At 64.4% G+C, this 23,845-nt stretch carries 21 protein-coding genes and 2 pseudogenes; 17 read left to right on the top strand and 6 right to left on the bottom strand.

Annotated features, from left to right (window positions below):
• Positions 1 to 7: 7 nt before the first annotated feature.
• The gene (locus tag ACVMB0_RS34190; protein ID WP_461349004.1) at positions 8 to 541 is read right to left on the bottom strand and encodes a RidA family protein; all 534 of its coding nucleotides are present in this window, start codon (positions 539 to 541) and stop codon (positions 8 to 10) included.
• A gap of 264 nt (positions 542 to 805) precedes the next feature.
• Between ACVMB0_RS34190 and ACVMB0_RS34185 the strand changes: the two genes are divergently transcribed.
• The 6 genes from ACVMB0_RS34185 (at position 806) to ACVMB0_RS34160 (ending at position 6,646) form a co-directional block, all read left to right on the top strand.
• Positions 806 to 2,116: an ABC transporter substrate-binding protein gene (locus ACVMB0_RS34185; protein ID WP_461349003.1), complete on the top strand. Its 1,311-nt coding sequence runs from the start codon at positions 806 to 808 to the stop codon at positions 2,114 to 2,116.
• Positions 2,117 to 2,138: 22 nt separating this feature from the next.
• Positions 2,139 to 2,912 (top strand): ABC transporter ATP-binding protein, encoded by a 774-nt coding sequence (locus tag ACVMB0_RS34180; protein WP_461349002.1) that lies wholly within the window; start codon positions 2,139 to 2,141, stop codon positions 2,910 to 2,912.
• A 5-nt stretch (positions 2,913 to 2,917) separates the two neighbouring features.
• Complete coding sequence (locus ACVMB0_RS34175) at positions 2,918 to 3,622, top strand: ABC transporter ATP-binding protein (protein WP_461349763.1); 705 nt, start codon at positions 2,918 to 2,920, stop codon at positions 3,620 to 3,622.
• Positions 3,623 to 3,853: 231 nt separating this feature from the next.
• A complete protein-coding gene (locus tag ACVMB0_RS34170; protein ID WP_456753464.1) occupies positions 3,854 to 4,735 on the top strand; it encodes a branched-chain amino acid ABC transporter permease in 882 nt (293 codons plus the stop codon).
• Positions 4,732 to 5,742 (top strand): branched-chain amino acid ABC transporter permease, encoded by a 1,011-nt coding sequence (locus ACVMB0_RS34165; RefSeq protein ID WP_461349001.1) that lies wholly within the window; start codon positions 4,732 to 4,734, stop codon positions 5,740 to 5,742. The genes ACVMB0_RS34170 and ACVMB0_RS34165 overlap by 4 nt, the downstream gene beginning before the upstream one ends.
• Entirely contained in the window at positions 5,708 to 6,646 is a 939-nt protein-coding gene (locus ACVMB0_RS34160) for a polyphosphate kinase 2 family protein (protein WP_461349000.1), read from the top strand. Before ACVMB0_RS34165 ends, ACVMB0_RS34160 begins: the two co-directional genes overlap by 35 nt.
• 111 nt (positions 6,647 to 6,757) lie before the next feature.
• Here the strand turns inward: ACVMB0_RS34160 and ACVMB0_RS34155 are convergent, their stop codons facing one another.
• Positions 6,758 to 8,971 (bottom strand): spermine/spermidine synthase domain-containing protein, encoded by a 2,214-nt coding sequence (locus ACVMB0_RS34155; protein WP_461348999.1) that lies wholly within the window; start codon positions 8,969 to 8,971, stop codon positions 6,758 to 6,760.
• A 356-nt stretch (positions 8,972 to 9,327) separates the two neighbouring features.
• Positions 9,328 to 9,762, bottom strand: a complete 435-nt coding sequence (locus ACVMB0_RS34150; protein ID WP_461348998.1) for a nuclear transport factor 2 family protein — start codon at positions 9,760 to 9,762, stop codon at positions 9,328 to 9,330.
• A gap of 138 nt (positions 9,763 to 9,900) precedes the next feature.
• Between ACVMB0_RS34150 and ACVMB0_RS34145 the strand changes: the two genes are divergently transcribed.
• The 9 genes and pseudogenes from ACVMB0_RS34145 to ACVMB0_RS34105 all read left to right on the top strand — a co-directional run bounded on the left by ACVMB0_RS34145 (position 9,901) and on the right by ACVMB0_RS34105 (position 18,733).
• Positions 9,901 to 10,470 carry a bifunctional transcriptional activator/DNA repair enzyme AdaA gene (locus ACVMB0_RS34145; protein WP_461348997.1) on the top strand — a complete coding sequence of 190 codons (570 nt, stop codon included), beginning with the start codon at positions 9,901 to 9,903 and terminating at the stop codon, positions 10,468 to 10,470.
• A 505-nt stretch (positions 10,471 to 10,975) separates the two neighbouring features.
• The gene (locus ACVMB0_RS34140; protein WP_456753470.1) at positions 10,976 to 12,538 is read left to right on the top strand and encodes a 2-isopropylmalate synthase; all 1,563 of its coding nucleotides are present in this window, start codon (positions 10,976 to 10,978) and stop codon (positions 12,536 to 12,538) included.
• Between the two features lie 910 nt (positions 12,539 to 13,448).
• Positions 13,449 to 14,537 carry a LysR family transcriptional regulator gene (locus ACVMB0_RS34135; RefSeq protein WP_461348996.1) on the top strand — a complete coding sequence of 363 codons (1,089 nt, stop codon included), beginning with the start codon at positions 13,449 to 13,451 and terminating at the stop codon, positions 14,535 to 14,537.
• Positions 14,538 to 14,571: 34 nt separating this feature from the next.
• The gene (locus ACVMB0_RS34130; RefSeq protein WP_461348995.1) at positions 14,572 to 16,182 is read left to right on the top strand and encodes a hypothetical protein; all 1,611 of its coding nucleotides are present in this window, start codon (positions 14,572 to 14,574) and stop codon (positions 16,180 to 16,182) included.
• Between the two features lie 277 nt (positions 16,183 to 16,459).
• Positions 16,460 to 16,627, top strand: a pseudogene (locus ACVMB0_RS34125) (glyoxalase superfamily protein); the annotation flags it as partial.
• A gap of 27 nt (positions 16,628 to 16,654) precedes the next feature.
• Positions 16,655 to 16,795: pseudogene (locus ACVMB0_RS34120) on the top strand (ClpX C4-type zinc finger protein); the annotation flags it as partial.
• Positions 16,796 to 17,239: 444 nt separating this feature from the next.
• On the top strand, positions 17,240 to 17,668 hold the full coding sequence (locus tag ACVMB0_RS34115) for a GNAT family N-acetyltransferase (RefSeq protein WP_461348994.1): 429 nt from the start codon (positions 17,240 to 17,242) through the stop codon (positions 17,666 to 17,668).
• A 91-nt stretch (positions 17,669 to 17,759) separates the two neighbouring features.
• Positions 17,760 to 17,924 (top strand): hypothetical protein, encoded by a 165-nt coding sequence (locus ACVMB0_RS34110; RefSeq protein ID WP_461348993.1) that lies wholly within the window; start codon positions 17,760 to 17,762, stop codon positions 17,922 to 17,924.
• Positions 17,925 to 17,998: 74 nt separating this feature from the next.
• On the top strand, positions 17,999 to 18,733 hold the full coding sequence (locus ACVMB0_RS34105) for a hypothetical protein (RefSeq protein WP_461348992.1): 735 nt from the start codon (positions 17,999 to 18,001) through the stop codon (positions 18,731 to 18,733).
• 85 nt (positions 18,734 to 18,818) lie between these two features.
• On the opposite strand, the gene mobA is transcribed toward ACVMB0_RS34105, so the two are convergent.
• The 3 genes from mobA to ACVMB0_RS34090 are packed head-to-tail and all read right to left on the bottom strand — an operon-like array spanning position 18,819 to position 20,495.
• Positions 18,819 to 19,436: a molybdenum cofactor guanylyltransferase MobA gene (gene mobA / locus ACVMB0_RS34100; protein ID WP_461348991.1), complete on the bottom strand. Its 618-nt coding sequence runs from the start codon at positions 19,434 to 19,436 to the stop codon at positions 18,819 to 18,821.
• A complete protein-coding gene (locus tag ACVMB0_RS34095) occupies positions 19,429 to 20,313 on the bottom strand; it encodes a formate dehydrogenase accessory sulfurtransferase FdhD (RefSeq protein WP_461348990.1) in 885 nt (294 codons plus the stop codon). The genes mobA and ACVMB0_RS34095 overlap by 8 nt, the downstream gene beginning before the upstream one ends.
• 20 nt (positions 20,314 to 20,333) lie before the next feature.
• A complete protein-coding gene (locus ACVMB0_RS34090; RefSeq protein WP_461348989.1) occupies positions 20,334 to 20,495 on the bottom strand; it encodes a hypothetical protein in 162 nt (53 codons plus the stop codon).
• Here ACVMB0_RS34090 and ACVMB0_RS34085 point away from each other — a divergent pair.
• The gene (locus tag ACVMB0_RS34085) at positions 20,494 to 21,747 is read left to right on the top strand and encodes a molybdopterin molybdotransferase MoeA (RefSeq protein WP_461348988.1); all 1,254 of its coding nucleotides are present in this window, start codon (positions 20,494 to 20,496) and stop codon (positions 21,745 to 21,747) included. The two genes, ACVMB0_RS34090 and ACVMB0_RS34085, sit on opposite strands and share 2 nt — an antisense overlap.
• 203 nt (positions 21,748 to 21,950) lie before the next feature.
• Complete coding sequence (locus ACVMB0_RS34080; protein WP_456753476.1) at positions 21,951 to 23,663, top strand: NAD(P)H-dependent oxidoreductase subunit E; 1,713 nt, start codon at positions 21,951 to 21,953, stop codon at positions 23,661 to 23,663.
• Positions 23,664 to 23,845 lie beyond the last annotated feature (182 nt).

The raw sequence follows: 23,845 nt of genomic DNA, 5'->3' as shown, positions 1-23,845 counted from the left end.
CGGCCGGTCATTCGGCCACTTCAACGATCATCTCGACCTCAACAGCGTTGTTGAACGGAAGTCCCGCCATCCCGACAGCAGATCGCGCGTGCTTGCCGGCCGCATCGCCGAAGACCTCGACCATCAAATCGGAGAATCCGTTCACGACTTTCGGCTGCTCGCCAAACCCGTCGGCTGAATTGACCATCCCGAAGACCTTGACCACGCGCTTGACGCGATCGAGGCTCCCCAGTGCGACGCGCACTTTCGCCAGCATGATCAGGCCGACCTGACGGGCCGTGTCGTAGCCTTCCTGCACGGTGAGGTCCTTGCCCACCTTGCCCTTGTACTTCCAGTCCGCGGCCGGAGTGTTTCCTGCGAGGAAGAGCAGATTGCCGACCCGGACCGCATCGACGTAGTTGGCGACCGGTGTCGGAACGGGCGGCAGTGTGATGTTCAGCTCCTTCAGCCTGGCCTCGGCGGACGGCGAATTCTGCGCCAGCGCGCCCGACGAAGCGGCAATCCACGCTCCGAATCCAATCACGCACGCACCGAACCACAAGATGGGTCTCGCTCTGCAAAGCATATGAGTCATGTGTCGCCTCCAATGACAGCTACTTCGCAGCGCTCAGGATAAGGCAGAAATAGCAAAGCTGCCTTCCGTAGTTCTCCGGTCTGAAAAGTCGTCTCCGCTGGTTCGCCGAAACTTTGCGCAAGCCTGCGCCGTGGCGACGCAGCCATCGTGCTTGACATCACCGGCCGCGCCCCCTGTGATAGGGCGGCACGACAATAAGAAATGCAGTGCACAATCTCTGGGGAGGGATTCATGCCGGTCAGGAGGGTTGCCCGCTGGCTCGCGGGTCTGTCTGTCGTGGTTGCGGCGCTCGGCGTGGCCGCTGCCGCGCAGGCGCAGGATAAGAAGATCAAGATCGGCGTGATCTTCGACTTGACCGGCCCGCTGGCCGGCGGCGGCTCCGAGCTGCAATATACCGGCGTCAAGATCATGCTCGACCATTACGCCAAGACCGGCGTCGAGGGCTACAAGGTCGAGGCGGTCTATGCCGACGCGCAGAGCAAGCCTGATATCGCCATCAACGAGGCCGTTCGCCTGCTCGAGCAGGAGAAGGTCGACATGGTGATGGGCTTCTTCTCCTCGGCACAATGCGTGCCGGTTGCGGCCCGGGTCGACCAGATGAAGAAGTTCATGTGGATCACGACCTGCATCTCCTCGGGCGTGTTCGACGGCAAGAACTACAAATATGTGTTTCGCCCGCAGGCCGCCGGCAACCAATACGGCATGATGACGACCGACTTCATCGCGCAATACTCGCTGCCGAAGTTCGGCAAGGAGCCGAAGGACCTGCGCGTTGCCATCATCCATGAGGACGGCGCCTATGGCGTCGACGTCGCCAAGGGCAACGAGGCCGGCGCGAAGAAGGCCGGCTTCAACATCGTGCTCAAGGAAGGCTATTCGGCGACCGCGCCGGATTTGTCGGCGCTGGTCACCAAGCTGAAGCGCGCCAAGCCGGACGTGATCTTCCACACCGGCTACAATCCGGACATCACCTTGCTGTTCCGCCAGGCGCGTGAGCAAGGCCTGAAATTCGGCGCCATCGTCGGCCACGGCGCGGGCTATGGCGTCTATGAGAAGCTCAAGGAAGGCCTCGGCGCCGACGCCAACTATCTGTTCAACACCGATCCGATCTCGATCTGGCTTGCCAATCAGAAGGACATGGATCCGAAGCTGCCGCCAGTCATCAAGATGGTCGGCGAGGAGTTCGACCGGTTGAAGCCCGGGGTGCCGATTCGCTCCGCCCATGTCGGCATCGGCGCGGCCAACGCCTATGTGTTCCTCGACGATGTGCTGCCGCGGGCGATCAAGACCTATGGCGGCGTCGACCCGGATGCGCTGCGCAAGGCCGCGCTCGACACCGACATTCCCGAGGGCGGCACCATGCTCGGCTACGGCGTGAAGTTCTACGGCGACGGCGAGCAGTATGCCGGGCAGAACGCGCGCTCGTTCCCGGTGGTGCTGCAATATATCGACGATAAATCCTATGTGGTGTGGCCGAAGAGCCAGATGCAGCGCGAGACCGTGCTGCCGCTGCCGGCCGGCACCACCTACAGCTATAAATAGCTCGCTCGCGAAAGGGACTGCCGTGCTCGCCGTGGAAGGCCTGGTCAAGCGGTTTGGCGGCTTTCGCGCCGTCAACAACGTCTCGTTCCGCGTCGAGCAGGGCGAGATCCTCGGCCTGATCGGGCCGAACGGCTCGGGCAAGAGCACGATCTTCAACATGCTGTCGGGCACGCTGCCGCCGACCGAGGGCTCGATCCTGTTCGACGGCCGCGAGATCGCGGGGCTTGCCCCGCACCGGATCATCAACCGCGGCGTCGGCCGCACCTTCCAGATCCCGCGGCCGTTCCATCGGCTCAGCATTTTCGAGAACGTCGTGCTCGCCGGATTCTACGGGCAGGGCCGCCACAGCCGCGCCAAGGCGGAGGAGGCAGCCGAGCGCGCACTGGCGATGGTCGGGCTGCCGACCGATCGTCACTCCAGCGTCGAGGGGCTCGGCGCCGCCGGGTTGAAGAAGCTCGAACTGGCAAAGGCGCTTGCCACCGGGCCAAAACTTTTGCTCGCCGACGAGAGCCTCGGCGGGCTTGACGAGACCGAGATGGACCAGGCCGCCGACATGCTGCGGCGGATCCGCGACGAACTCGGCGTCACCATCATCTGGGTCGAGCACATCATGGGCGTGCTGATGCGCGTGGTCGATCGGGTCATGGTGCTCGATCATGGCGAGAAGATCGCCGAAGGGCTGCCGGCCGATGTCGCCGGCAATCCACGGGTGATCGAGGTCTATCTCGGCACCGATGCGGACGCGAGCCTTGCGGCGGCCGCCGCCGCGCAAGCGCGCCGCCGGATCGGGGCGTGATCGGCATGCTGGAACTGAAATCGATCGATGCGGGCTATGGCAGCTTCCAGGCGTTGTTCGACGTCAGCCTTAACGTCAAGGCGGGCGAGGCGGTTGGCGTGATCGGCCCGAACGGCGCCGGCAAGACCACGCTGATGCGCGTGATCTCGGGGTTGATCCGGCCGATCCGCGGCACCATCGCGATGGAGGGCAGCGACGTCGTGGCGACGCCTGCGCATCGCATCGTCAGCCTCGGCATCGCGCATGTGCCGGAAAACCGCCGGCTGTTTCCGCGGCTCACGGTCGCCGACAATTTGAAGATGGGTGCCTACATGCCCGCCGCCCGCGCGCATTACGCCGAGCGGCTGGAGTTCGTGTTCGAACTGTTTCCGCGGCTGAAGGAGCGATTGCAGCAGATGGCCGGCACGATGTCGGGCGGCGAGCAGCAGATGTGCGCGATCGGCCGCGCGCTGATGTCGAACCCGAAACTGCTGCTGCTCGACGAGCCGTCGGCCGGGCTCGCGCCGGTCGTGGTGCAGCAGGTGTTCGAGCTGGTCAAGCGCATCCGCGCCTCGGGGCTGACGGTCTTGATCGTCGAGCAGAACGTGCAGCAGGTGCTGCGCGTGGTTGACCGCGCCTATCTGCTGGAGGCAGGCAGCATCCGCGCCGCCGGCACGGCGGCGGAGCTCGCGGCGAGCGAGACCATCAAGCAGGCGTATTTGGGAGTGTAGGGGATGATGATCGTGAATCGAGCCCGTGCGCCCACACAGTTTCCCGTCATCCCGAGGTGCGAGCGGAGCGGCGTCTTCTCCCGTCATCCTGAGGAGCCGCGCAGCGGCGTCTCGAAGGATGCACGGCCCGGCTGGTGGCCGTCCATCCTTCGAGGCTCCCTCCGCTCGCGCCTCAGGATGACGGTCCTGCCAGATCAGCCAGACGACGCCACCGTCTAAGACAGAGCAACCATGCAATCCTTCCTCAACATCTTCGACATCTACCTGCTGGAAGCCGTCATCAACGGCATCCTGCTTGGCGGCGTGCTGGCGCTGTTGGCGCTCGGGCTCAATTTGATCTTCGGCGTCATCGACGTCACCTGGATCTGCTACGCCGAGCTGGTGATGATCGGCATGTACGGCATGTATTACCTCGTGCAGGTGTTCCATTTGCCGTATTGGGCCGCCGCGCCGCTCGTCATCCTCTTGGTGGCGCTGTTAGGGGCCGCGCTGCATTTCCTGGTGATCGCGCCCCTCTTGACCGCGCCGCCGATCAACCAGCTGCTGGCCACCGGCGGCGTGCTGTTCATCCTGCAGAGCTTCGCCACCGTCGCCTTCGGCATCGACTTCCGCAATCTCGGCATCCGCCTGCCGGTGCTGGCGCTCGGCGAGATGAATTTCAGTTACGCGCGGCTGCTGTCGTTTGCGGCGGCGCTGGTCGGCATGATCGGCGTCTATCTGTTCCTGACCCGGACCTTCACCGGCACCGCGATCCGCGCCATCGCGCAGGATCGCCAGATCATGCCGCTGATGGGCGTCGACCCCAAGCGGATCTATCTCGTCACCTCGGCGATCGGCGGCGGCCTCGCCGGGCTCGCCGCCTGCCTCCTGGTGCTGCAATATGACGTGCATCCGTTCGTCGGCCTGTCGTTCGGGCCGATCACGTTCCTGATCTGCGTGCTCGGCGGCCTCGGCAATTTCATCGGCGGCTTCATCGCCGCCTTCGTGTTCGCCGAGATCATCTCGCTCGGCGGCCTGTTCTCCGATCTCGAATGGGGCTACGTGCTGGCGTTCGCCTTCTTCATCGTGATGATGTTCATCCGGCCCGCGGGCCTGCTCGCGAGGCGCTCGTGAACAGCAAGCTCGCCGGCTGGATCATCGCGCTGCTCGTGCTGGTCGCGCTGCCGTTCCTGCATCGCGATCCCTATCATCTGCACGTGCTGGTGCTGATCCTGATCTGGTCGTTCGCCTACACCTCGTGGTCGATCATGGGCCGCTTCGGCCTGGTCTCGCTCGGCCATGGCGGCTTCATGGGCATCGGCGCCTATGTCACCGCGCTGTTGTGGAACCACCTCGGCGTGTCGCCCTGGATCGGCATTCCCCTGAGCATGGCGACCGCAGGCGTGCTCGCGCTGATCGTGGCCTATCCGTGCTTCCGCTTCCGCATCACCGGGCATTATTTCGTGCTGGTGACGCTGGCGCTGTCCGGCATCGTGCTGCAGGTCATCACCGCGACTCGCGACTATACCGGCGGTTCGCTCGGCTATACGCCGCAGCGCGCACCGAGCGGCAAGGGGCCGTTCGCGCTGCAATTCGACGACAAGACCACCTGGTACCTGATCGCGCTCGCGGTCTGGGTTTTGGGCCTCGTGATCTGGCGCGCGATCGACCGCAGCATGATCCGCCACGCCATGGAGGCGATCTCGGAGGACGAGGACGCCGCAGCCGCGGCCGGCGTCAACGTCACCGCCGAGAAGCTCAAGATCACCCTGATCAGCGCGCTGATGACCGCGCTCGCCGGCGCGCTGTACTGCCAGTACCAGATGTTCATCTCGCCCGACACGGTGAGCGGCATCGCGGTCTCGCTGCAGATGGTATTCGCGGCGATCGTCGGCGGCGTCTATGTCGTTTTGGGGCCGACGGTCGGCGCCGTCATCACCATCGTGCTGGCCGAGGTGCTGCGGATCTCGTTCGGCACCAAGGCGGTCGGCTGGGACAATCTGGTCTACGGCATCTTTCTGGTGCTGTTCATCATCTTCCTGCCCAAGGGCATTCTTGGTAGCGTGATCGACCGGATCAAATCGCCACGCAAGCCGTCGAGAGGCCATGAGCAACAAACCGTCCCCATCGCTCGCCGATGAACTGAAGCCCTACGTCGCGCCGTTCCGCTTCGATGGATCGGGCGAATTTCACCTGAAGTCGTATCCGACCGCCGAGAAGGGCGGCATCGACAAGGACGCCGGCGGCAAGATCATCGAAGCCAACCGCAAGCGGCTCAGCGACTACCAGGAGAGGCTCTACGCCCAGGACCGCTGGTCGCTGCTCTTGATCTTCCAGGGCATGGACGCCGCCGGCAAGGACTCGGCGATCAAGAGCGTGTTCGAGGGCGTCAATCCGCAGGGCTGCGAGGTCTCCTCGTTCAAGCAGCCCTCGACCAGGGAACTCGACCACGACTATATGTGGCGCGCCATGATCGCGCTGCCGGAGCGCGGTCGCATCGGCATCTTCAACCGCTCCTATTACGAGGAATGCCTGGTGGTGCGCGTGCATGCCGACGTGCTCGGCAAGCAGAAGATTCCGAAGAAGCTCGTGACCAAGGATATCTGGCGCCAGCGCTTCGAGGACATCTCCGCGATCGAGCGCTATCTGTCGCGCAACGGCACCGTGATCCTGAAGTTCTTCCTGCATGTCTCCAAGGAGGAGCAGCGCCAGCGCTTCCTCGACCGGCTCGAGGAGCCGGCCAAGAACTGGAAGTTCTCCATGGCCGACATTTCCGAGCGGCAGCTGTGGGCCAAATACCAGGCGGCCTATCAGGACATGATCCACCACACCGCGACCGCGGACGCGCCGTGGCACATCGTGCCCGCCGATCACAAATGGTTCGCCCGCGTCGTGATCGGCTCGACCATCGTCAATGCGCTCGACAAGCTCGACCTGAAATTCCCCGAGGTCGACAAGGCCGACCTGAGCGAATTCAAGCGCGTCCGCGCAGCGCTGGAGGCGGAAGGCAAGGGCGCGGCGGAGAAGAAGGCGTCGAAGAAGTAGTAGCGACCATGGTCTGCCGCTCGCGCTCGAATACGTGAGGTGCGCACACCTGTCAGGCTCCCTCCCCCCTTGCGGGGCAGGGAACCCGGCCGCTGGTGCGTCCCTTACGCGCTACCCCTTGCGCGACGGCATCCAGGCCGACAGCAGATAGAAGCCGATCGCGACGAGCAGGAGGTAGCGGAAGCCGAGCAAAGTCGAACACGACTCGGCGAGGCCGCCGATCACGGATCCCGCGATGTTGGATCCGAACGCCTGATCGGGATTGGCTTCGTCGCGGAAGCTGCGGGCGAAGATCACGCCGGCGAAGAACATCGGGCCGAGCGCCAGCGCGCACGGGATCACGTAGCGCCAGACGATGCCGCCGCTGAGGAAGGTGTCGAGCGGCACCAGCACCGAGACGGCCAGCAGCAGCAACAGCCCGGCATAGTGCAGCACCAGCCGGGTCGACGGCACCTTGATCACATAGAGATTGGCCGCGAGGATCAGCACGAGCGCGGTGAAGAACACCGCCGAGTTGACCAGCCATGTGCTGCCGAACAGCAGCGCCATCTGCACCACTGCCTTGGTTTCCAGCAGCATGAAGGCGGCACCGAGGAAGAACATCCGGCTGTTGGGCCGCCAGGCGCCCTTCGGCTTGAACAGATAGACGAGACCAAGCCCGAGCACGCCGAGCAGGATCATCGAGCGGATGGTCAGGTCGGGGATCAGCCGCCCGCTGACATAGAGGAACGGCCAGTCGTCGCTGGTCGATTGCTTGGCGCCCTCATTGTCGACCACGAGCTTTGACGGCGCCAGCGGCACCCAGTCGCCATGCGTGGCGGCTGCCTTGTCCTTTGCCTTGTCCTGCGGCTTGTCGAAGCCGTCGATTGCCAGGTTCTCCGGCGGCACGCTGTTCAGCCAGAACGGGCCTCGGTCGCGGAACGCGGTGGAGATGCGCGGATTGCAGCCCGCGATGATGGTCGTGAAGCCGACCGCCTCCGACGAGGTCAGCGCTTCCTTGTAGGGCAGCGGCAGCACCAGCGGATCGCAACCGAACACCTGCTTGGCCATTGCGGCCACGCGTTGCACGATCCAGCCCTGACGATAGTAGTTGTACATCACGAAGATGCCGTCCTGCTTCAGCACGCGGCGGACGTCCTGGAATGCCTGCTCGGTGAACAAATAGCTTTCCAGGCGGATATTGGCGTAGCCGCTGTGCAGGATCAGCGAGTCGACCAGCGCGTAGATGACGAGATCGTATTTGCGGTCGGTGGTGCGCAGGAAATGCCGGCCGTCGTCGAGATGCGGCACCACCCGCGGGTCCTGGTAGGGCTTGTCGGGATGGTTGTGGATGCCGATGTTCTGGATCACCGGATCGATCTCGACCGCGTCGATGCGCTCGACGCCGAAATGCAAGGCGTGCGCCAGGTCGTTGCCGGAGCCGGCGCCGATCACCATGACATCCTTGAACGGCGCGCCGCCGCTGTGCTTTTGCAGCAGGTGAATCAGCGAATAGGACGCGCCGCGTTCGGCGAACGGAATCATCTCCTGATGGCCGATGTTGTTGACGGTGATGATGTCGTTCGATTTGTTCCAGTCGACCGCGTAGTACGGCGACCAGCGGAATTGATGGACGTCGGAATCGTCGACGCCGGTGTAAAGCCCGGTAAAGGCCAGCACGATGACGAGCGTCGCGAAACGCATGATCGACAGGCCCTTGTCCTGATAGAGCAGGTAGGCTATCCCGCCGAAGCTGACCAGGAACCAGACCACCGGCGGCGCCTGCGCGAACGACAGCAGCGAGAATCCGACGATGCCGGCGAGGCTGCCGCCGATATTCAGGGAGTAGCCGCCGACGCGGTCGGGATAGGCGTCAAAGGCGCGGCCCAGCGTCTGGCCGAGGCCGACGAACATCAGCGCGATCAGGACGAAGAACAGGCCGGCAATCGCCTCGATCGGCACGACGAATTGGGCAAGATCGGGCTTGCGCGCCTCGGTGCCGAAAAACACCTCCTGCGGCGAAGCCTGGTGACCGACATCGATCGCGAGCCCGCCCCAGTTGGAATACGTCACCATGATCAAGAAGACCGCGGCAAATGTCAGCAGCACGAGGCCCGGAAACAGCGCAAGCCAGTTGGTGCTGCGACGCGCGGCAAGGCAGCCGCAGGACATGCCGAGAAAGGACGCGAGCAGGACGACGTTGGTGAAGAACTGAAGGAAAACGACCTTGGCCGAAAACCAGCGGATGCAGGCCAGTTCGAGGAACAGGATCAGGAATCCGACGAGGAAGAGATTGAAGCCGGCTTGTCGCTGATTGAGCCCTTCGGCCATTTTCGTCGCAGGCATGATCCCCATATCTCCTTAACCATCATCGCTGAAGCGACGGCAGACTAGATTCAACCTGTTGAGCAAAGATTGATTTGTCCGGGCGCACGCGCCTTGGTTGTCGGTGGCGGCGGCACGAATGGGGCCATGGTGTATGACAGGTTTCGCTGCATGCGTGCCACGCAGCTTTGCCCGGTATCGACGGCCGATGGGGAGCGACCGGGTTAGGTGAGGAGAGCACCCCTCGGCGGCTCCCTAACCCTCGCCCGCAACGGGGGAGGGAACCCTTTCGTCGTGCGCCCCTCACGAGAGTGCTGGCGCGGGCGCGCCAGAGTCTTGGTGTTAGCCTTGGCGTCAGTCTTGGCGTCAGTCCTGGGTTAGTCTTGGCGTTGCGCGGCAGCCTTCACGCCATAGCTTCTCCCCTTGCGGGTATCCATGTATTCCCGCACCTGCTTGATGCGGCCGTCCTCGACCACGAACACCAAGCAGTAGTCGTTATCGTAGGCGCGGCCGCCCGGCAGCGTCGCGCGCATGCGCTCCTCGACGATCACGCTGTTGCCGTCGGCGTGAACCGCGCGGAAGGTGATGTCGATCTCGGAGAACAGGCGGTGCATCTCGGTCGAGATGAAGCGGGCGATCGCATCCGTGCCGACCATGTGATCGGTATGATCGAGCGCGACCGCGGTGGCGTTGCGCCCCGGAGCGATCCATTCGGCGTCCGGCGCGAACAATGCGGCGATCTGGCCGGGGTCGCGGGTCCTGAAGGTCTGCCAGGCGTTGAGGACGATGTCCTTTGCAGTCGGGCTGGTCATTGCGATGTCTCCGGGGGATGGGTGCAGGGTTGATCGATCGGCTCGATCTAGGTCAGCGCGGCGCGACGTGCTGGCCGGAATCGGACCTCATCACCGCCGGCCACTTTTCCTCATCGTATGATGCGCTAGTGTCCGGCCATGCTCAGCTTCGAGGTCTGCAACGCGGCGCGGCTGCGGCGCGACGCGCGCTATGACGGTCGCTTCTTCACCGCGGTGAAGACCACGCGGATCTATTGCCGCCCGGTCTGTCCGGTGAAGCATCCGCTGTCGCGCAACGTCACCTACTACCCGACCGCCGCCGCGGCCGAGGCGGCGGGCTATCGGCCATGCCTGCGCTGCCGTCCCGAAACCGCGCCATTCTGCCCGGCCTGGAACGGCACCCGTTCCACGGTTGCGCGCGCGCTGAAACTGATCGACGGCGGCGCGCTCGAGCGCGGTTCGGTCGCCGCATTGGCCGACCGGCTCGGCATCACCGCGCGCCATCTGGCGCGGCTGTTCGCGCGCCATGTCGGCGCCAGCCCGCAGCAGGTCGCGGCCACGCGCCGGGTGCAGCGCGCCAAGCGCCTGATCGATACCACCGACGAGGCGATGACCGAGATCGCCTTCCGCGCCGGCTTCGGCAGCGTCCGCCGTTTCAACGCCGCCTTCGCGACTCTCTATGGCCGCTCGCCGTCGAGCCTGCGCGCGAGCTCGCGCGGACGCAGGTGAGGGGGAGCAGTCGTAAGCCGCGTCGTCACTCGCGTAAGGTGAGCACGCCACTCAGGGGGAGGGAACCCATCTGCCGGTGCGTCCGTCACGCGCAGCGACGTCCAATCACCTCCGCCGGCTGCATATAGGTCAACCCCGCTGTCCCTCTTTACCCATTGCGGCGGCTTGCCATAATCGTCTAGAACGGCGGCGCTCAAGCGCTCCCGGCAACCAACCGTCAATGGTTTTGGCCGAGGATTTTGGCGCTCAACAGGGTCCGGCAATGCTGATTCGCGGCCAAATTGATGGGATTTCGGGGGAGGTGGCCGAGGCTACCGCCACGATCCCGGCCGGAACGCCCACCCTGCTTATTGGCGGCCTGCTTCTTACCTGCCCCTGAGGGCCGGCTGGGCGTCTGCGCCTGGGCACTCAGGGGTTTGTACGAGATCACCGGACCCTGATCATCGCCCAACCAATCGCTCGAAGCAGCAAATGACGGGCGCAAAAGCTCAAAGGAATTTCTGACATGGCCACCGCTGATAAGTCCGAGAAGGACCGCGTCATCATTTTCGACACCACCTTGCGCGACGGCGAGCAGTGCCCCGGCGCCACCATGACCTTCGAGGAGAAGCTCGAGGTCGCCGAGCTCCTGGATGATATGGGTGTCGACGTCATCGAGGCCGGCTTCCCGATCACCTCGGAAGGCGACTTCCAGGCGGTCAGCGAGATCGCCCGCCGTTCCAAGAACTCGGTGATCGCGGGCCTGTCCCGCGCCCATCCGGCCGACATCGACCGCTGCGCCGAAGCCGTGAAGTTCGCCCGCCGCGGCCGCGTCCACACCGTGATCGCGACCTCGCCGCTGCATATGCGCGTCAAGTTGAACAAGACCCCGGAGGAGGTCATCGAGACTTCGGTCGCGATGGTCGCCCGCGCCCGCAACCAGATCGATGACGTCGAATGGTCGGCCGAGGACGGCACCCGCAGCGAGATGGACTATCTGTGCCGGATCGTCGAAGCCGTCATCAAGGCCGGCGCCACCACGGTGAACATCCCGGACACCGTCGGCTACACCGTGCCGGAGGAATACACCCACTTCATGCGGACGCTGATCGAGCGGGTGCCGAACTCGGACAAGGCGATCTTCTCGGTGCATTGCCACAACGACCTCGGCATGGCGGTTGCCAACTCGCTGGCCGGCATTGTCGGCGGCGCGCGCCAGGTCGAGTGCACCGTCAACGGCATCGGCGAGCGCGCCGGCAACGCCGCGCTGGAAGAGATCGTGATGGCGATCAATGTGCGCAACGACAAGTTTCCGTACTGGAACAAGATCGACACCACGCAACTGACCCGCGCCTCGAAGGTGGTGTCGGCCGCCACCTCGTTCCCGGTGCAGTACAACAAGGCGATCGTCGGCCGTAACGCCTTCGCCCATGAGAGCGGCATCCATCAGGACGGCGTGCTGAAGGACGCCTCGACCTACGAGATCATGCGGCCCGAGATGGTCGGGTTGAAGCAGTCCTCGCTGGTGCTCGGCAAGCATTCCGGCCGCCACGCCTTCATCCACAAGCTGGAGGAGATGGGCTACAAGCTCGGCGCCAACCAGCTGGAGGATGCCTTTACGCGGATGAAGGCGCTGGCCGACCGCAAGAAGGACATCTACGACGAGGACATCGAGGCGCTGGTCGACCAGGAGATGGCGGCCGCCCACGACCGCATCAAGCTGGCCTCGCTGACCGTGATCGCCGGCACCCATGGCCCGCAGCGCGCGACCATGAAGCTCGACGTCGACGGCCAGATCAAGATCGAGGAAGCCGAGGGCAACGGTCCGGTCGACGCCGTGTTCAACTGCATCAAGCGCCTGGTGCCGCACGAGGCCAAGCTCGAGCTGTACCAGGTCCACGCGGTGACCGAAGGCACCGACGCGCAGGCCGAGGTCTCGGTGCGTCTCGCCCATGAAGGCCGTTCGATGACCGCGCGCGCCGCCGATCCGGACACGCTGGTCGCCTCCGCCAAGGCCTATCTCGGCGCCCTGAACAAGATCGTGATGAAGCGCCAGCGCGACGACGTCCCGGCCAAGGCTGCGGGCTGACGGTGAGAGATCGTCAGGCGGGTTACGCGTTGCTAACCCGCCCTGCGTTCTTGCTCCGCGTCGTCACCGATTTCTTTGTTCAATGATTACATTGGGCGCTTGCTGCAGCTGATAGCCGGCAACGGCGGGATCATTCGGCAGCAAGCATCTAAATGTTACCGAGTAACCCGTCGGACCATATGGATTAGGTACATTTGCATTTGGACCCATATTGTTTGGGACAAACTGACGTCCTTTTTGAGCGCAAAACTCATTTGCTTTGGTGAGCGCATCTCGCTGCGCCTCATCTCCGCCACCTCGTACCGGAGCGAAACGCTCCGTTATGGTGTAGGTATCAGGTCCTGCTGGTAATATTCCGGTGCTTGAAGCGCACCCAGACAATGCGACGGCGCAACCCAAAATAACTGTATTTCGCATAAACTTGCCCACCCCTGACGTACTGATTCCGCAACTAAGGGTGGAAATCAAGTCTGCCTTAGTCCCGTCGCCCTGCTTTAAAGACTTCAATTGGTTCGTAGGGCAGGTTACGCGTCGCCAACTCCCCTTACATTCCTGATTGCGATGGTCTCAATTTGGGCCACTGAAGCGAAGAGTGATGGCACAAACCGTAACCGGTGTTCTCCGGACGAGAACAGCTTTGTGTCTCCATAAATGGCGTTGATATCGGCAGTTTGTGCCAGCCAGCTAAATCTCTTCCGACACCACGTGTTAACGCTAAACGTTGCGGGAGTATCATTTCATTTGGCCAATCGCGCCTTGCTCGACCTACGTCCCGCATCCTGGAATCAAAAGTGCCTTTCTGCCGGATTGTTGGAATCTTATCCCAACAATCCGCTCCATCCCCCACTGCTTTGGAATCTTCCGCGCCATCCCCGGCGCTAACCTGTGCCTATTTCCGGGGACGCCGCCCATGCCGATCTCCTCCGTCGCCGTCGACCTTCCACGCCCCGCCACGCCGGCCGAGACCGCGCTCACCCGCCGCGTCGACCTCACGACGCTTCGCCTGTTCGTCGCGGTCTGCGACGAGCAGAACCTGACCCGCGCGGCGCTGCGTGAGGGGATCGCGGCCTCTGCCGTCTCGAAGCGGATGAACGATTTCGAGCTGGCATTCGGCGTCACGCTGTTCAAGCGGCTCGCCAAGGGCATGGCGCTGACGCCGGCCGGCGAGGCGCTGCTGCATCACGCCCGGGTCACGCTGCTCAATGTCGAGAAGATCGCAGTCGAGCTGTCGGAATATTCGCAAGGCGTGCGCGGCCATGTCCGCATGCTCGCCAATCTTTCGGCGATCGTGCAGTATTTGCCGGAGGATCTCTCGGCCTTCTTCGCGGCGCATGAGTTGCTGCGCGTCGATCTGCAGGAGCGGCCGAGCGGGCAGGTGGTGCGCGGCATCGAGGAGGGCGCGGCCGAGCTCGGCATCTGCTCGGCCGAGGCCGACAGCCGCGCGCTCGACGCCTTCCACTACCGCTACGACAATCTGGTGGTCGTGATGCGACCGGACCATCCGCTGGCCGGCCGCGACACATTGCTGTTCGCCGAGACGCTCGATTTCGACCAGATCGGCCTCCACACCGCGAGCTCGATCTATCTGCGCTCGCAATATGCGGCGACCCAAGCCGGCAAGACCATGCGGTTGCGGATCAATGTGCCCGGCTTCGACGCGGTCTGCCGCATGGTGCAGGCCAATATGGGGCTCGGCTTGATCCCCGATCGCGCCTTCCAGGTCATCGGCGCCGGCATGGGCCTTCGCGCGATCCCGCTGCGCGACGACTGGGGTCGGCGCGAGCTGAAGATCGTGGTCCGCGATGCCGCGCATCTGTCCGCAACCAGCCGTCTGATGCTGGACTATCTGCGCACGATCGAAACGGGATCGGGGCGAGCGCCTTGGCGGGCGAGCCAGCTAGCACTTGCTCTCCTGCAAGCCCGCGCGCGGCAAGATTTCCACAACGTGAACACGTGTGCGGCAATCTGTCACAAGGGTGTTGCGATCGGCCCCGTATGACGAACCCATTCCGATTTTCAAGAATGGGGGGCTCATGTTCAAATCAATCGCCACGTCGCAAACCACCCACCGCGTCATTGTCCGGCGCCTGATCGCCGGGACGGCGCTCTCACCGCTGCTGTTTGCGGTCCATCCGGCGCTCGCGCAGACCGTCGGCAATCCGCATGAATTGCTGGTCAGCACCGCGGTCTATGCCGGCAAGCCGTCGACCGTCGTCGTGGGCCAAACCCTGCCGACCGGCGCGAAGGCGGTGGCCGACGGCGGCTATCCGGAGGTCTTCAACAACGTGTCCGTCGATTCGAATTTCGGCGTGACGGCGCCGGTGGTGATCAAGAAATTCCATCTGGAAGGCCACAGGCTTCGCGAAATCGGCGCGCTGAGCGTTCCGGCGGATGTGGCGGTGACGAGCTTCAGCTCGAAGTCGGAATTGTCGCTGCATTTGTCGCCCGACGGCAAGGCCGTGACGTTCATGGGCTATGACGCCGCGGTGAACCAGCTCGACATCTCCAACTCCAATTCGCCGAACCATGTCGATCCCACCAATCCGGACACCGGCGTGCATGCCCGCGTGGTGGCGGAGCTCGATTTCGACGGCTCGCTGCACCGGACCAAGGTGAACGTCTACAGCGGAGACAATGGCCGCGGCGCGATCCGCGCCAACAAGGTCAATGGCACCCAGGCCGACCAGTACTTCACGGTCGGCAATGCCGGCAACGGCAGCGGCATCCAGCCGGTGCTCGTCGTCAACGACACCGGCGTGCAGCTCGCGACGCCCGGTGTCGATGGGTCCGACACCGTGGTTGGCGTGCAGCAGGGAACGCCCGGCAGCAAGAACGGCTTCCAGTTCGGCTTCTCGGTTGCCCAGCTCGGCTTTGCGGTCGACAAATCCGGCAAGGACAACAATTTCCGCAGCCTCGCGATCTCCGGCAACACGCTCTACGTGACCAAGGGCAGCGGCAGCAACGGTATCAACACGGTCTATCAGGTCGGCCAGGCCGGCGTGCTGCCGACCCGCGATACCGCCGCCTCGACGACGTTCAGCATTCTTCCGGGCTTCCCGAACAATCCCTCGGCGAACTCCGGCGCCAACGGCTTCTATCCGTTCGGCATCTGGTTCGCCAATGCGACGACGCTCTATGTCGCCCAGGAAGGCGACGGCGTTCTGGCGGACGCGGCCACGTCGACGACCGCGGGCTTGCAGAAATGGGTCTATGCCAATGGCAGCTGGAGCCTCGCCTACACGCTGCAGAGGGGCTTGAGCCTCGGTGCGACCTATCACGTGAACGGATATCCGACCGATCCGGCGACCGGCGGCCTGCGCAACATCACCGGCCGCCTCAATCGCGACGGCACCGCGACGATCTTCGCGGTGACGTCGACGGTGGGCACTTCGGTCGAGCCCGGCGCCGATCCGAATTCGGTGGTCGCGATCACCGACAAGGTCGCGGCAACGCAGCTTCCCGCGTATGAAGCCTTCGACGTCGTCGCGGCGCCCGCATTCGGAATGGTCTACCGCGGCGTCTCGTTCGCGCCGGTCAATTGCGATGGCGACCACGGCCACATCAAGGACAATGGCCGTGGCCACGACAACGACCACGACGCGGACGACGTCTGCGGCCCGACCAGGATCGCCGCGGGGCATTGATCGCCCGCAACCGGCGGAGCCTTGGCCGGCTGCTTCCGGTCAGGCTTCGCGGATTGATCCAACGGCAGCGCGCGATCGGTCGATCCCGATCGCGCGTTCGCGCGCTTCGTGTTGACAAAATCCAGGTCGCGTTCGAATATCGCTTAGGGTCGATACACCCGCCGCCTGCGCCCTTCGGGGATGGCGAACGTATCAGCGACGCCCTCACCCTCGCTATTGGCGAACGGGTCGGCAAGGCAGGCTCCGATTTTCTCCGTTCGTCGATACGGGTGCTACCATGCGCGATTTTCGTGACGCGAAGGCTATGGCGCGTTCCCTGCGCGATGCTCTCAACGCCAAGGCGCTGCAAACCGGGGCCGAGCAGACCACTCACAGTGAATCCCTGGAGTTGATCGCCAAGGCATTCAGCCTTGAGAGTTGGAATGTCCTGTCGGCCAGGATCGATGCTGCGCAGCCGCCTGTCGGCGCCAAGATGCCGGAGCCGCCGGCCAGGCTGCTGCATTGCTCGTTCTGTGGCAAGGACCAGAACGAGGTGAGCAAGCTGGTCGCGGGGCCGGCGGTCTTCATCTGCGACAAATGCATCGGCCTGTGCAGCGAAATCGTCGACGAGCAGCTGCTTCGCCTCATCGAGGGCGATGCTGCGAGTGCTCGCGCGATGTCGACCGACGAACTGGTCCGTTACGTGGAGCTGGCAGACAAGGGAGCGGAGCGCAACCGTCTCGTGCTGCAGGAAATCGACGAGATTTTCAGGCGCCGGGAGAACGCATCCGTTGCAAATGACGACAAGCCGTCCTCATCGGGCTTTGCAAAGCTGATGCAAAGGACGTCCGACGAGCTCATGACCATGAGGACCTATTCTCAGGACCAGCTGAGCCGTTATGAGCAGGCGCTACGAACGGCGAATTCCGTCATTGCCGAACGGTCTGCGTAGCACACCGGGCGCTGTCATGCCTCTTGAAGTTCGGCCCCCCGCGGCCATCTCGACGGGATAGCCGCGGGAGAGGGCATCATGAGCGTGAATCAGATCAGGCCGGCACGTGTCGACGACGCTGTGGAGTTGACGCAGATCGCCGTGCGGGCGGTGAAGAATGACGGCTTCGACGACAACGCTGTCGCACGCTTCATGCCCGGGCTCAGGGTCAACCTTGCGCTCGTCGCGGCAGGGCTGGTGTTCGTGGCCGAGGGAGACGATAGCGTCTTGCAGGGGTGGGTGTCGCTGCGACCGACCGGAATTGGCGGGCTGGTCCTCCTCGAGGGTATCTTTGTCGATCCGGCGCATGCGCGAAGGGGCATCGGCAGCAAGCTTTTTTCAAATGCGGTCGGGCTGTCGCGAAAGCTGGCGGGAAACGTCATCCTGATCAATTCGAGCCCGAGCTCGGTCGATTTCTACGCTCGCCTCGGTGCGAGCAAGATCGGCGCCACGCCGTTCGTGTTTTCGCCTGAGGTCGAGCTGACGATGTTCGCGTTTACGATTCCGCCGGTTTGAGCGACAGACAGTCTGCAGACCACATTCGACCCCGTCAATTTCGATTCTGCGGTCGATCCCCGATCGCGCCTTCGCGGTCGTCCGTGCCGGCATGGGTCTTCGTGCCATTCCGCTGCGCGACACGTGGGGCCGCCGCGAGCTGAAGATCGTGGTCCGCGATACGGCCGGCCTGTCCGCAACCGGTCGCCTGATGCTCGACTATCTGCGCGCGGCGGAAGCCGAGGGAGCAGGACGAGTCGGCGGCCGCGCCCAGTAGCTTCCAGGACGGGTCAGGCTTCGCGAACCCGCCTTGCGCTGCTATCCTCCGGGAAACGCCCGGAGGACGGCGCCTTGAAATTTCCATGGAGACGGCGCGCCGCGGCGCTGCCGGCGAACGACCACTTCACATTCGAATCGATCGTATCGCTCGACGAGATGGAGCAGTTCATCCGAGCGAAGCTTCCGCTCGGCACCGGTCGTGACGCGATGCGGCGGACATTTGCGGAGGCCGGGCGGGCAACGCTGAAGATTCATCCCACGCAGGTCGGCGTCGAAAAGTACATCTACGACATCAATCTGTGTGAGTACTACGTATGGCGATGGAATATTTCCGCTGACTATGACGCTGCGGGCCGATTGCTGCAGGCTTACGTCAATGCCTGGCCGGTATTCCCCAACGGAAAGCCGCCGCGCGATCCTCTCGCCGGAATTCGGCCGGATCAAACCGCCGGGATCTATCAGATGCAGCGGCCGCGACCCGAGGCGCGCAAGGGAGAAAGCTCACTGTCGTTCTTGCTGTATACGGCTGATCCAAGTCTCAAGGCGATCGATGAGCAGGCGTTTATCGGAGGTGGACCGACGCGAGCCGACCCGCTGAATATGGGCACGCTGAAGGTTGCGAAAGGTGAGCCGTGGCGATCGATCTTCGACTTTGATGAAGCGGCCTTCATCGCACGCTATCCTGGCGATTGGGCCGCTGTTGATCGCGAGCTTGAAAAGCGCAGACGAAACGGTGACGCCGTTCAATTGGGGAGCTCATCCGCCGCAGTTGAAATGGTGCTTGCAGCCACTACAACAAAGCACTGAGCGCCGCGATTCCGCCGGGTTTCACCGGCGCAGCGCTTGCAGTTGATCCGCAATACGTCGTCGCCGAGCTGAGCGGCGGCGGACGTCAGCCGCCATCAAGTGCGGCGAGGCGGTCGGCTTCCGCGATGTCTTCCACGGTATTGGCATTGAAGAACGGGTCCAGCGGCTCGGTCGGCCATTCGACCGTCGCCAGCGGATAGCGCGCGGTCCAGCGGTCGATCTTGCGAATATCCTCCTCGACGAGCGCGTGGCGCAATTCGTTCCGCAGGCGCACGCTCCAGAGGCCGATCACCGGATGGGTCTGCCCGCCGGATGATGCGACCGCGAGCTCGGCATTCTCGGCCGCGCGCGCCTGCTCCAGGCGTGTAACGAGATCGCGCGGCAGAAACGGGCAGTCACCCGCCGCGCTCAGCACCCAGTTCGCATCCGGCCGGTTGGCGGCAGTCCAATCGAGCGCGGCCAGGATGCCGGCGAGGGGGCCGGGAAAATCGGCGACATCGTCGGCGACGACGGGAAGGCCGAACGCGGCGAACCGCGCAGGGTCGCCATTGGCGTTGATGATCAGCCCGCCGCATTGCGGGGCGAGGCGGTCGATCACCCGTTGCAGGATGGTGCGGCCGGCGATGGTGCGCATCGGCTTGTCGCCGCCGCCCATCCGCCGCGCGAGCCCGCCGGCCAGCAGCACGCCCGGAATCTCAGTCATTGTCGGTCTCGCCCTTGCGCTTGTGCCGCATCGATTCCTCTTCGACATAGTCGAGGTTCTGGTCGTAGACGATCCGCTCCTCACCCGACAGCGCGACGAAGCGCTTGCCGCGGGCGCGTCCGACCAGCGTCAATCCGACCTGCCGTGCCAGATCGACGCCCCATGCCGTGAAGCCGGAGCGGGACACCAGGATCGGGATGCCCATCCGCACCGTCTTGATCACCATCTCCGAGGTGAGCCGCCCTGTTGTGTAGAGGATCTTGTCGGCCGGATCGACATTGTGGCGATAGATCCAGCCCGCGATCTTGTCGACGGCATTGTGCCGGCCGACATCCTCAGTGTAGCAGATCGGCGTCGCCTCCTTGCACAGCACGCAGCCGTGGATGGCGCCGGCTTCCAGATAGAGCGACGGCATCGTGTTGATGGTGTGCGTCATCCGGTAGAGCCAGGAGGTGCGCAGCTCGGCCTTCGGCAGCGCGACCTTCTCGACGGCCTCGAGCAGGTCGCCGAACGCCGTGCCCTGGGCGCAGCCCGAGGTCTGCGTGCGCTTCTTCAGCTTGGCCTCGAAATTGGTGTGGTGCGCGGTGCGCACCACGACGACCTCGAGATCGTCGTCATATTCGACCTCGGTGACGACGTCGTCGTATTTCAGCATGTTCTGGTTCAAGAGGTAGCCGAGCGCGAGGTATTCGGGATAGTCGTTGATCGTCATCATGGTGACGATCTCCTGCGCGTTGAGGTACAGCGTCAACGGCCGCTCCACCGGCACCTTGATCTCGGTCCGCGCGCCGGTCTGATCGACGCCGACCACGCGCTCGGTCAGGCGCGGGTCGTCCGGATCAGGAACGATGATGGGAGCGGTGGTTTTCGCGGTCACAGGTCGCAGTCCCGATGGGTTCACATGGTGGCGAAGCTGGGGATATAAGCACGGTCGGAGACCGACTGGCCACTCTCCGCCGGCTTGCCGGAACCGGCATGGTTGGTCCGGCTTGAAGGATAACGCCGCAGTTTGCGATCCGGGTCGAACAAATCCTGTCGATGGCCGAGGACTAAGATCATGGCGCAGCTTTCGGACGACTGCTTCGCATTCGGCGGACCGATGATGTCGGTCGACGAAGCCGTCGCGATCATCGCTGCGCGCGTCGAGCCGGTTGGCGAGACGGAGACCGTTGCGCTGGTTGACGCCGACGGGCGTATCCTGGCCGGCGACGTCGCCGCGCCGCTGCCGCTGCCGCCGTTCATGAATTCCGCCGTCGACGGTTACGCGGTATCCGGCGCCGATGTGCCGGCGAGCAGCGAGCGCGCGTTCCCGGTCGCCGGGCGGGTGCAGGCGGGCGCGCCGGCAGCGCCCGCACAGCGTGGCCAGGCGGTGCGGATCTTCACCGGGGCGCCGATGCCTGACGGCACCGATACCGTGTTCATGCAGGAAGACGTGCGGATCGACGATGCCGGCAACGTGATCCTGCCGTCCGGCCTGAAGGCCGGCGCCAATGTGCGTCCGGCCGGCGAGGACATCGCACGCGGCCATGTCGCGTTGGCGGCGGGCCGGCGCCTGCGCCCGCAGGACATCGCCGTCGCTGCGGCGTTCGGGCTCACCACGCTCGATGTGGTGCGGCGGCTGCGCGTCGGGGTATTCTCCACCGGCGACGAGCTGGCGGCGCCCGGGAGCGTACGCAGCGAGGCACAGCTGTTCGATTCCAATCGCTTCATGCTGATGGCGATGTTGCGGCGGCTCGGTTGTGAGGTCGGCGATCTCGGCATCCTGCGCGACGAGCGGGCCGAATTTGCCGATGCGCTGAAGCAGGTCGCGCGGCGTTACGACCTGATCCTGACCACCGGCGGGGTCTCGACCGGCGAAGAGGACCACGTCAAGGCCGGCATCGAACAGGCCGGCTCGCTGGTACTATGGCGGATGGCGATCAAGCCGGGCCGGCCGGTGGCGATGGGCATCATCGACGGCACGCCGCTGATCGGTCTGCCCGGCAATCCCGTGGCGAGCTTCGTGACCTTTGTGCACGTCGTGCGGCCGACCGTGCTGGCGCTGTCGGGCGCGGTGCCGACGCCGTTGCTGCCGATGCCGGTGCGAGCCGCCTTCGGCTACAAGAAGAAGAGCGGGCGGCGCGAATATGTTCGCGCCTCGCTGCGCCGGGCGGCGGACGGTGCGCTGGAGGCGACCAAGTTTCCCCGCGAGGGCGCCGGCCTGCTGTCGTCGTTGGTCGAGACCGATGGGCTGATCGAGCTCGGCGAGGCCGTCGTGCGGGTCGAGCCGGGCGATGCCGTCGGCTTTCTCGGCTACGCCGATCTGCTGTGAGCGGATCGCGCGATTTGAAATTCAGATCGCTCGATAGGTAAACATTAACAATGGCCTGCGCGGCAACCCGACGCTGCTAGAGGCGTTCTAAATCTGCTTGCCTGTGGCATGCCAGTGAATAGAGTTGGATTGAACCGACGCTGTCAGTGCAAAGCGGAGTTCCAAGACGCGGTTTCAAAGACGCGGTTTCAAGGCGAGGATTCATGAGCCAAGGCGACGTTCACAAGGTTCGCGCGTTCGAGCATCCCGGGCAGGGCAGGAAGCGGGCGAAAGCCACGCCGAAGGGACGCCAGGTCGACCCGGTGGCCGCGCATGAGATCGAGGCGCTGCTCGCAGACCGGCCGCGACGGCGCGATATGCTGATCGAGTACCTGCATCTGATCCAGGACAAGTACCATCAGATCTCGGCGGCGCATCTGGCCGCGCTCGCCGACGAGATGAAGCTGTCCTTCGCCGAGGTGTTCGAGACCGCGACCTTCTATGCGCATTTCGACATCGTGAAGGAGGGCGAGCCGGATATCGCGCCGCTCACCGTGCGGGTCTGCGATTCCTTGACTTGCGCGATGCTCGGCGGCGAGCAGCTGCTCAGGGATCTTCAGTCCCGCGCCGGCCCCGGCATCCGCGTCGTGCGCGCGCCGTGCGTCGGCCGCTGCGATACCGCACCCGCGGCCGAGGTGGGCCACAACTTCGTCGATCATGCCACCGTCAGCACCGTGCTCGCGGCGGCAAAGAACGGCGACACCCATGTGCATCTTCCTTCTTACGTCGACTACGACGCCTATGTCGCCGGCGGCGGCTACCAGCTTCTGGCGCGGCTGCGCTCCGGCGAGCTGCCGCGCGAGGATCTGCTGAAGGCGCTCGACGATGCCTCGCTGCGCGGTCTCGGCGGCGCCGGTTTCCCGACCGGCCGCAAGTGGCGCGCCGTGCTCGGCGAACCCGGTCCGCGGCTGATGGCGGTCAACGGCGACGAAGGCGAGCCCGGCACCTTCAAGGACCGCTACTATCTCGAGACCGATCCGCATCGCTTCCTCGAGGGCATGCTGATCGGCGCCCGCGTGGTCGAGGCGCCAGACGTCTACATCTACATCCGCGACGAGTATCCGGCCTGCCGCGACATCCTCGCGCGCGAGATCGCCAAGCTCCCGCCGGGCGGTCCGGTGCTGCATCTGCGGCGCGGCGCCGGCGCCTATATCTGCGGCGAGGAATCCTCGCTGCTGGAATCGATCGAGGGCAAGCGCGGCCTGCCGCGGCACAAGCCGCCCTATCCGTTCCAGGTCGGGCTGTTCGGCCTGCCGACGCTGATCAACAACATCGAGACCTTGTGGTGGGTGCGCGACATCGTCGAGAAGGGCGCCGACTGGTGGAAGAGCCATGGCCGCAACGAGCGCCACGGCCTGCGCAGCTTCTCGGTGTCGGGTCGCGTCAAGCATCCCGGCGTCAAGCTCGCGCCGGCCGGCATCACGCTGCGCCAGTTGATCGACGAGTTCTGCGGCGGCATGGCCGACGGCCACACACTGCAGGCCTATCTGCCGGGCGGCGCGTCCGGCGGCATCCTGCCGGCATCGATGGACGACATCCCGCTCGATTTCGGTACGCTGGAGAAATACGGCTGCTTCATCGGCTCGGCCGCCGTGGTCGTGCTCTCGCAGGCCGATGACGTCAGGGAGGCTGCGCTGAACCTGATGAAGTTCTTCGAGGACGAGAGCTGCGGGCAATGCACGCCGTGCCGCGCCGGAACCGAGAAGGCGGCGCTCTTGATGCAGCAGCCGGTCTGGAACAAGGAACTGCTCGACCAATTGAGCCAGGCGATGCGCGATGCGTCGATCTGCGGCCTCGGTCAGGCGGCGTCCAATCCGCTGACCTCAGTGATCAAGTATTTTCCGGACGGCTTTCGTCCGCAGCAAGCCGCCGAATAGGCGGGGCGAGTAGGGCGAATTTCGACGAGGATTTTGAATGAGCAAGGACAAGAACTCTCCGCCGCAGGGCTACGGTCACGACGCCAAGGGCGCGGCCGGAGGAAGCAATGCCCCAGATGGTCGCGTCACCGTCACGCACAGCGAGCCGATCGGCAAGGTCGGCGGAACGGGCGGCGGCCCGC

The sequence above is a fragment of the Bradyrhizobium sp. USDA 4451 genome (assembly GCF_054822585.1).
The sequence above is the reverse complement of the archived record's forward strand: the minus strand, read 5'-3'. Positions and strand labels throughout refer to the sequence as shown.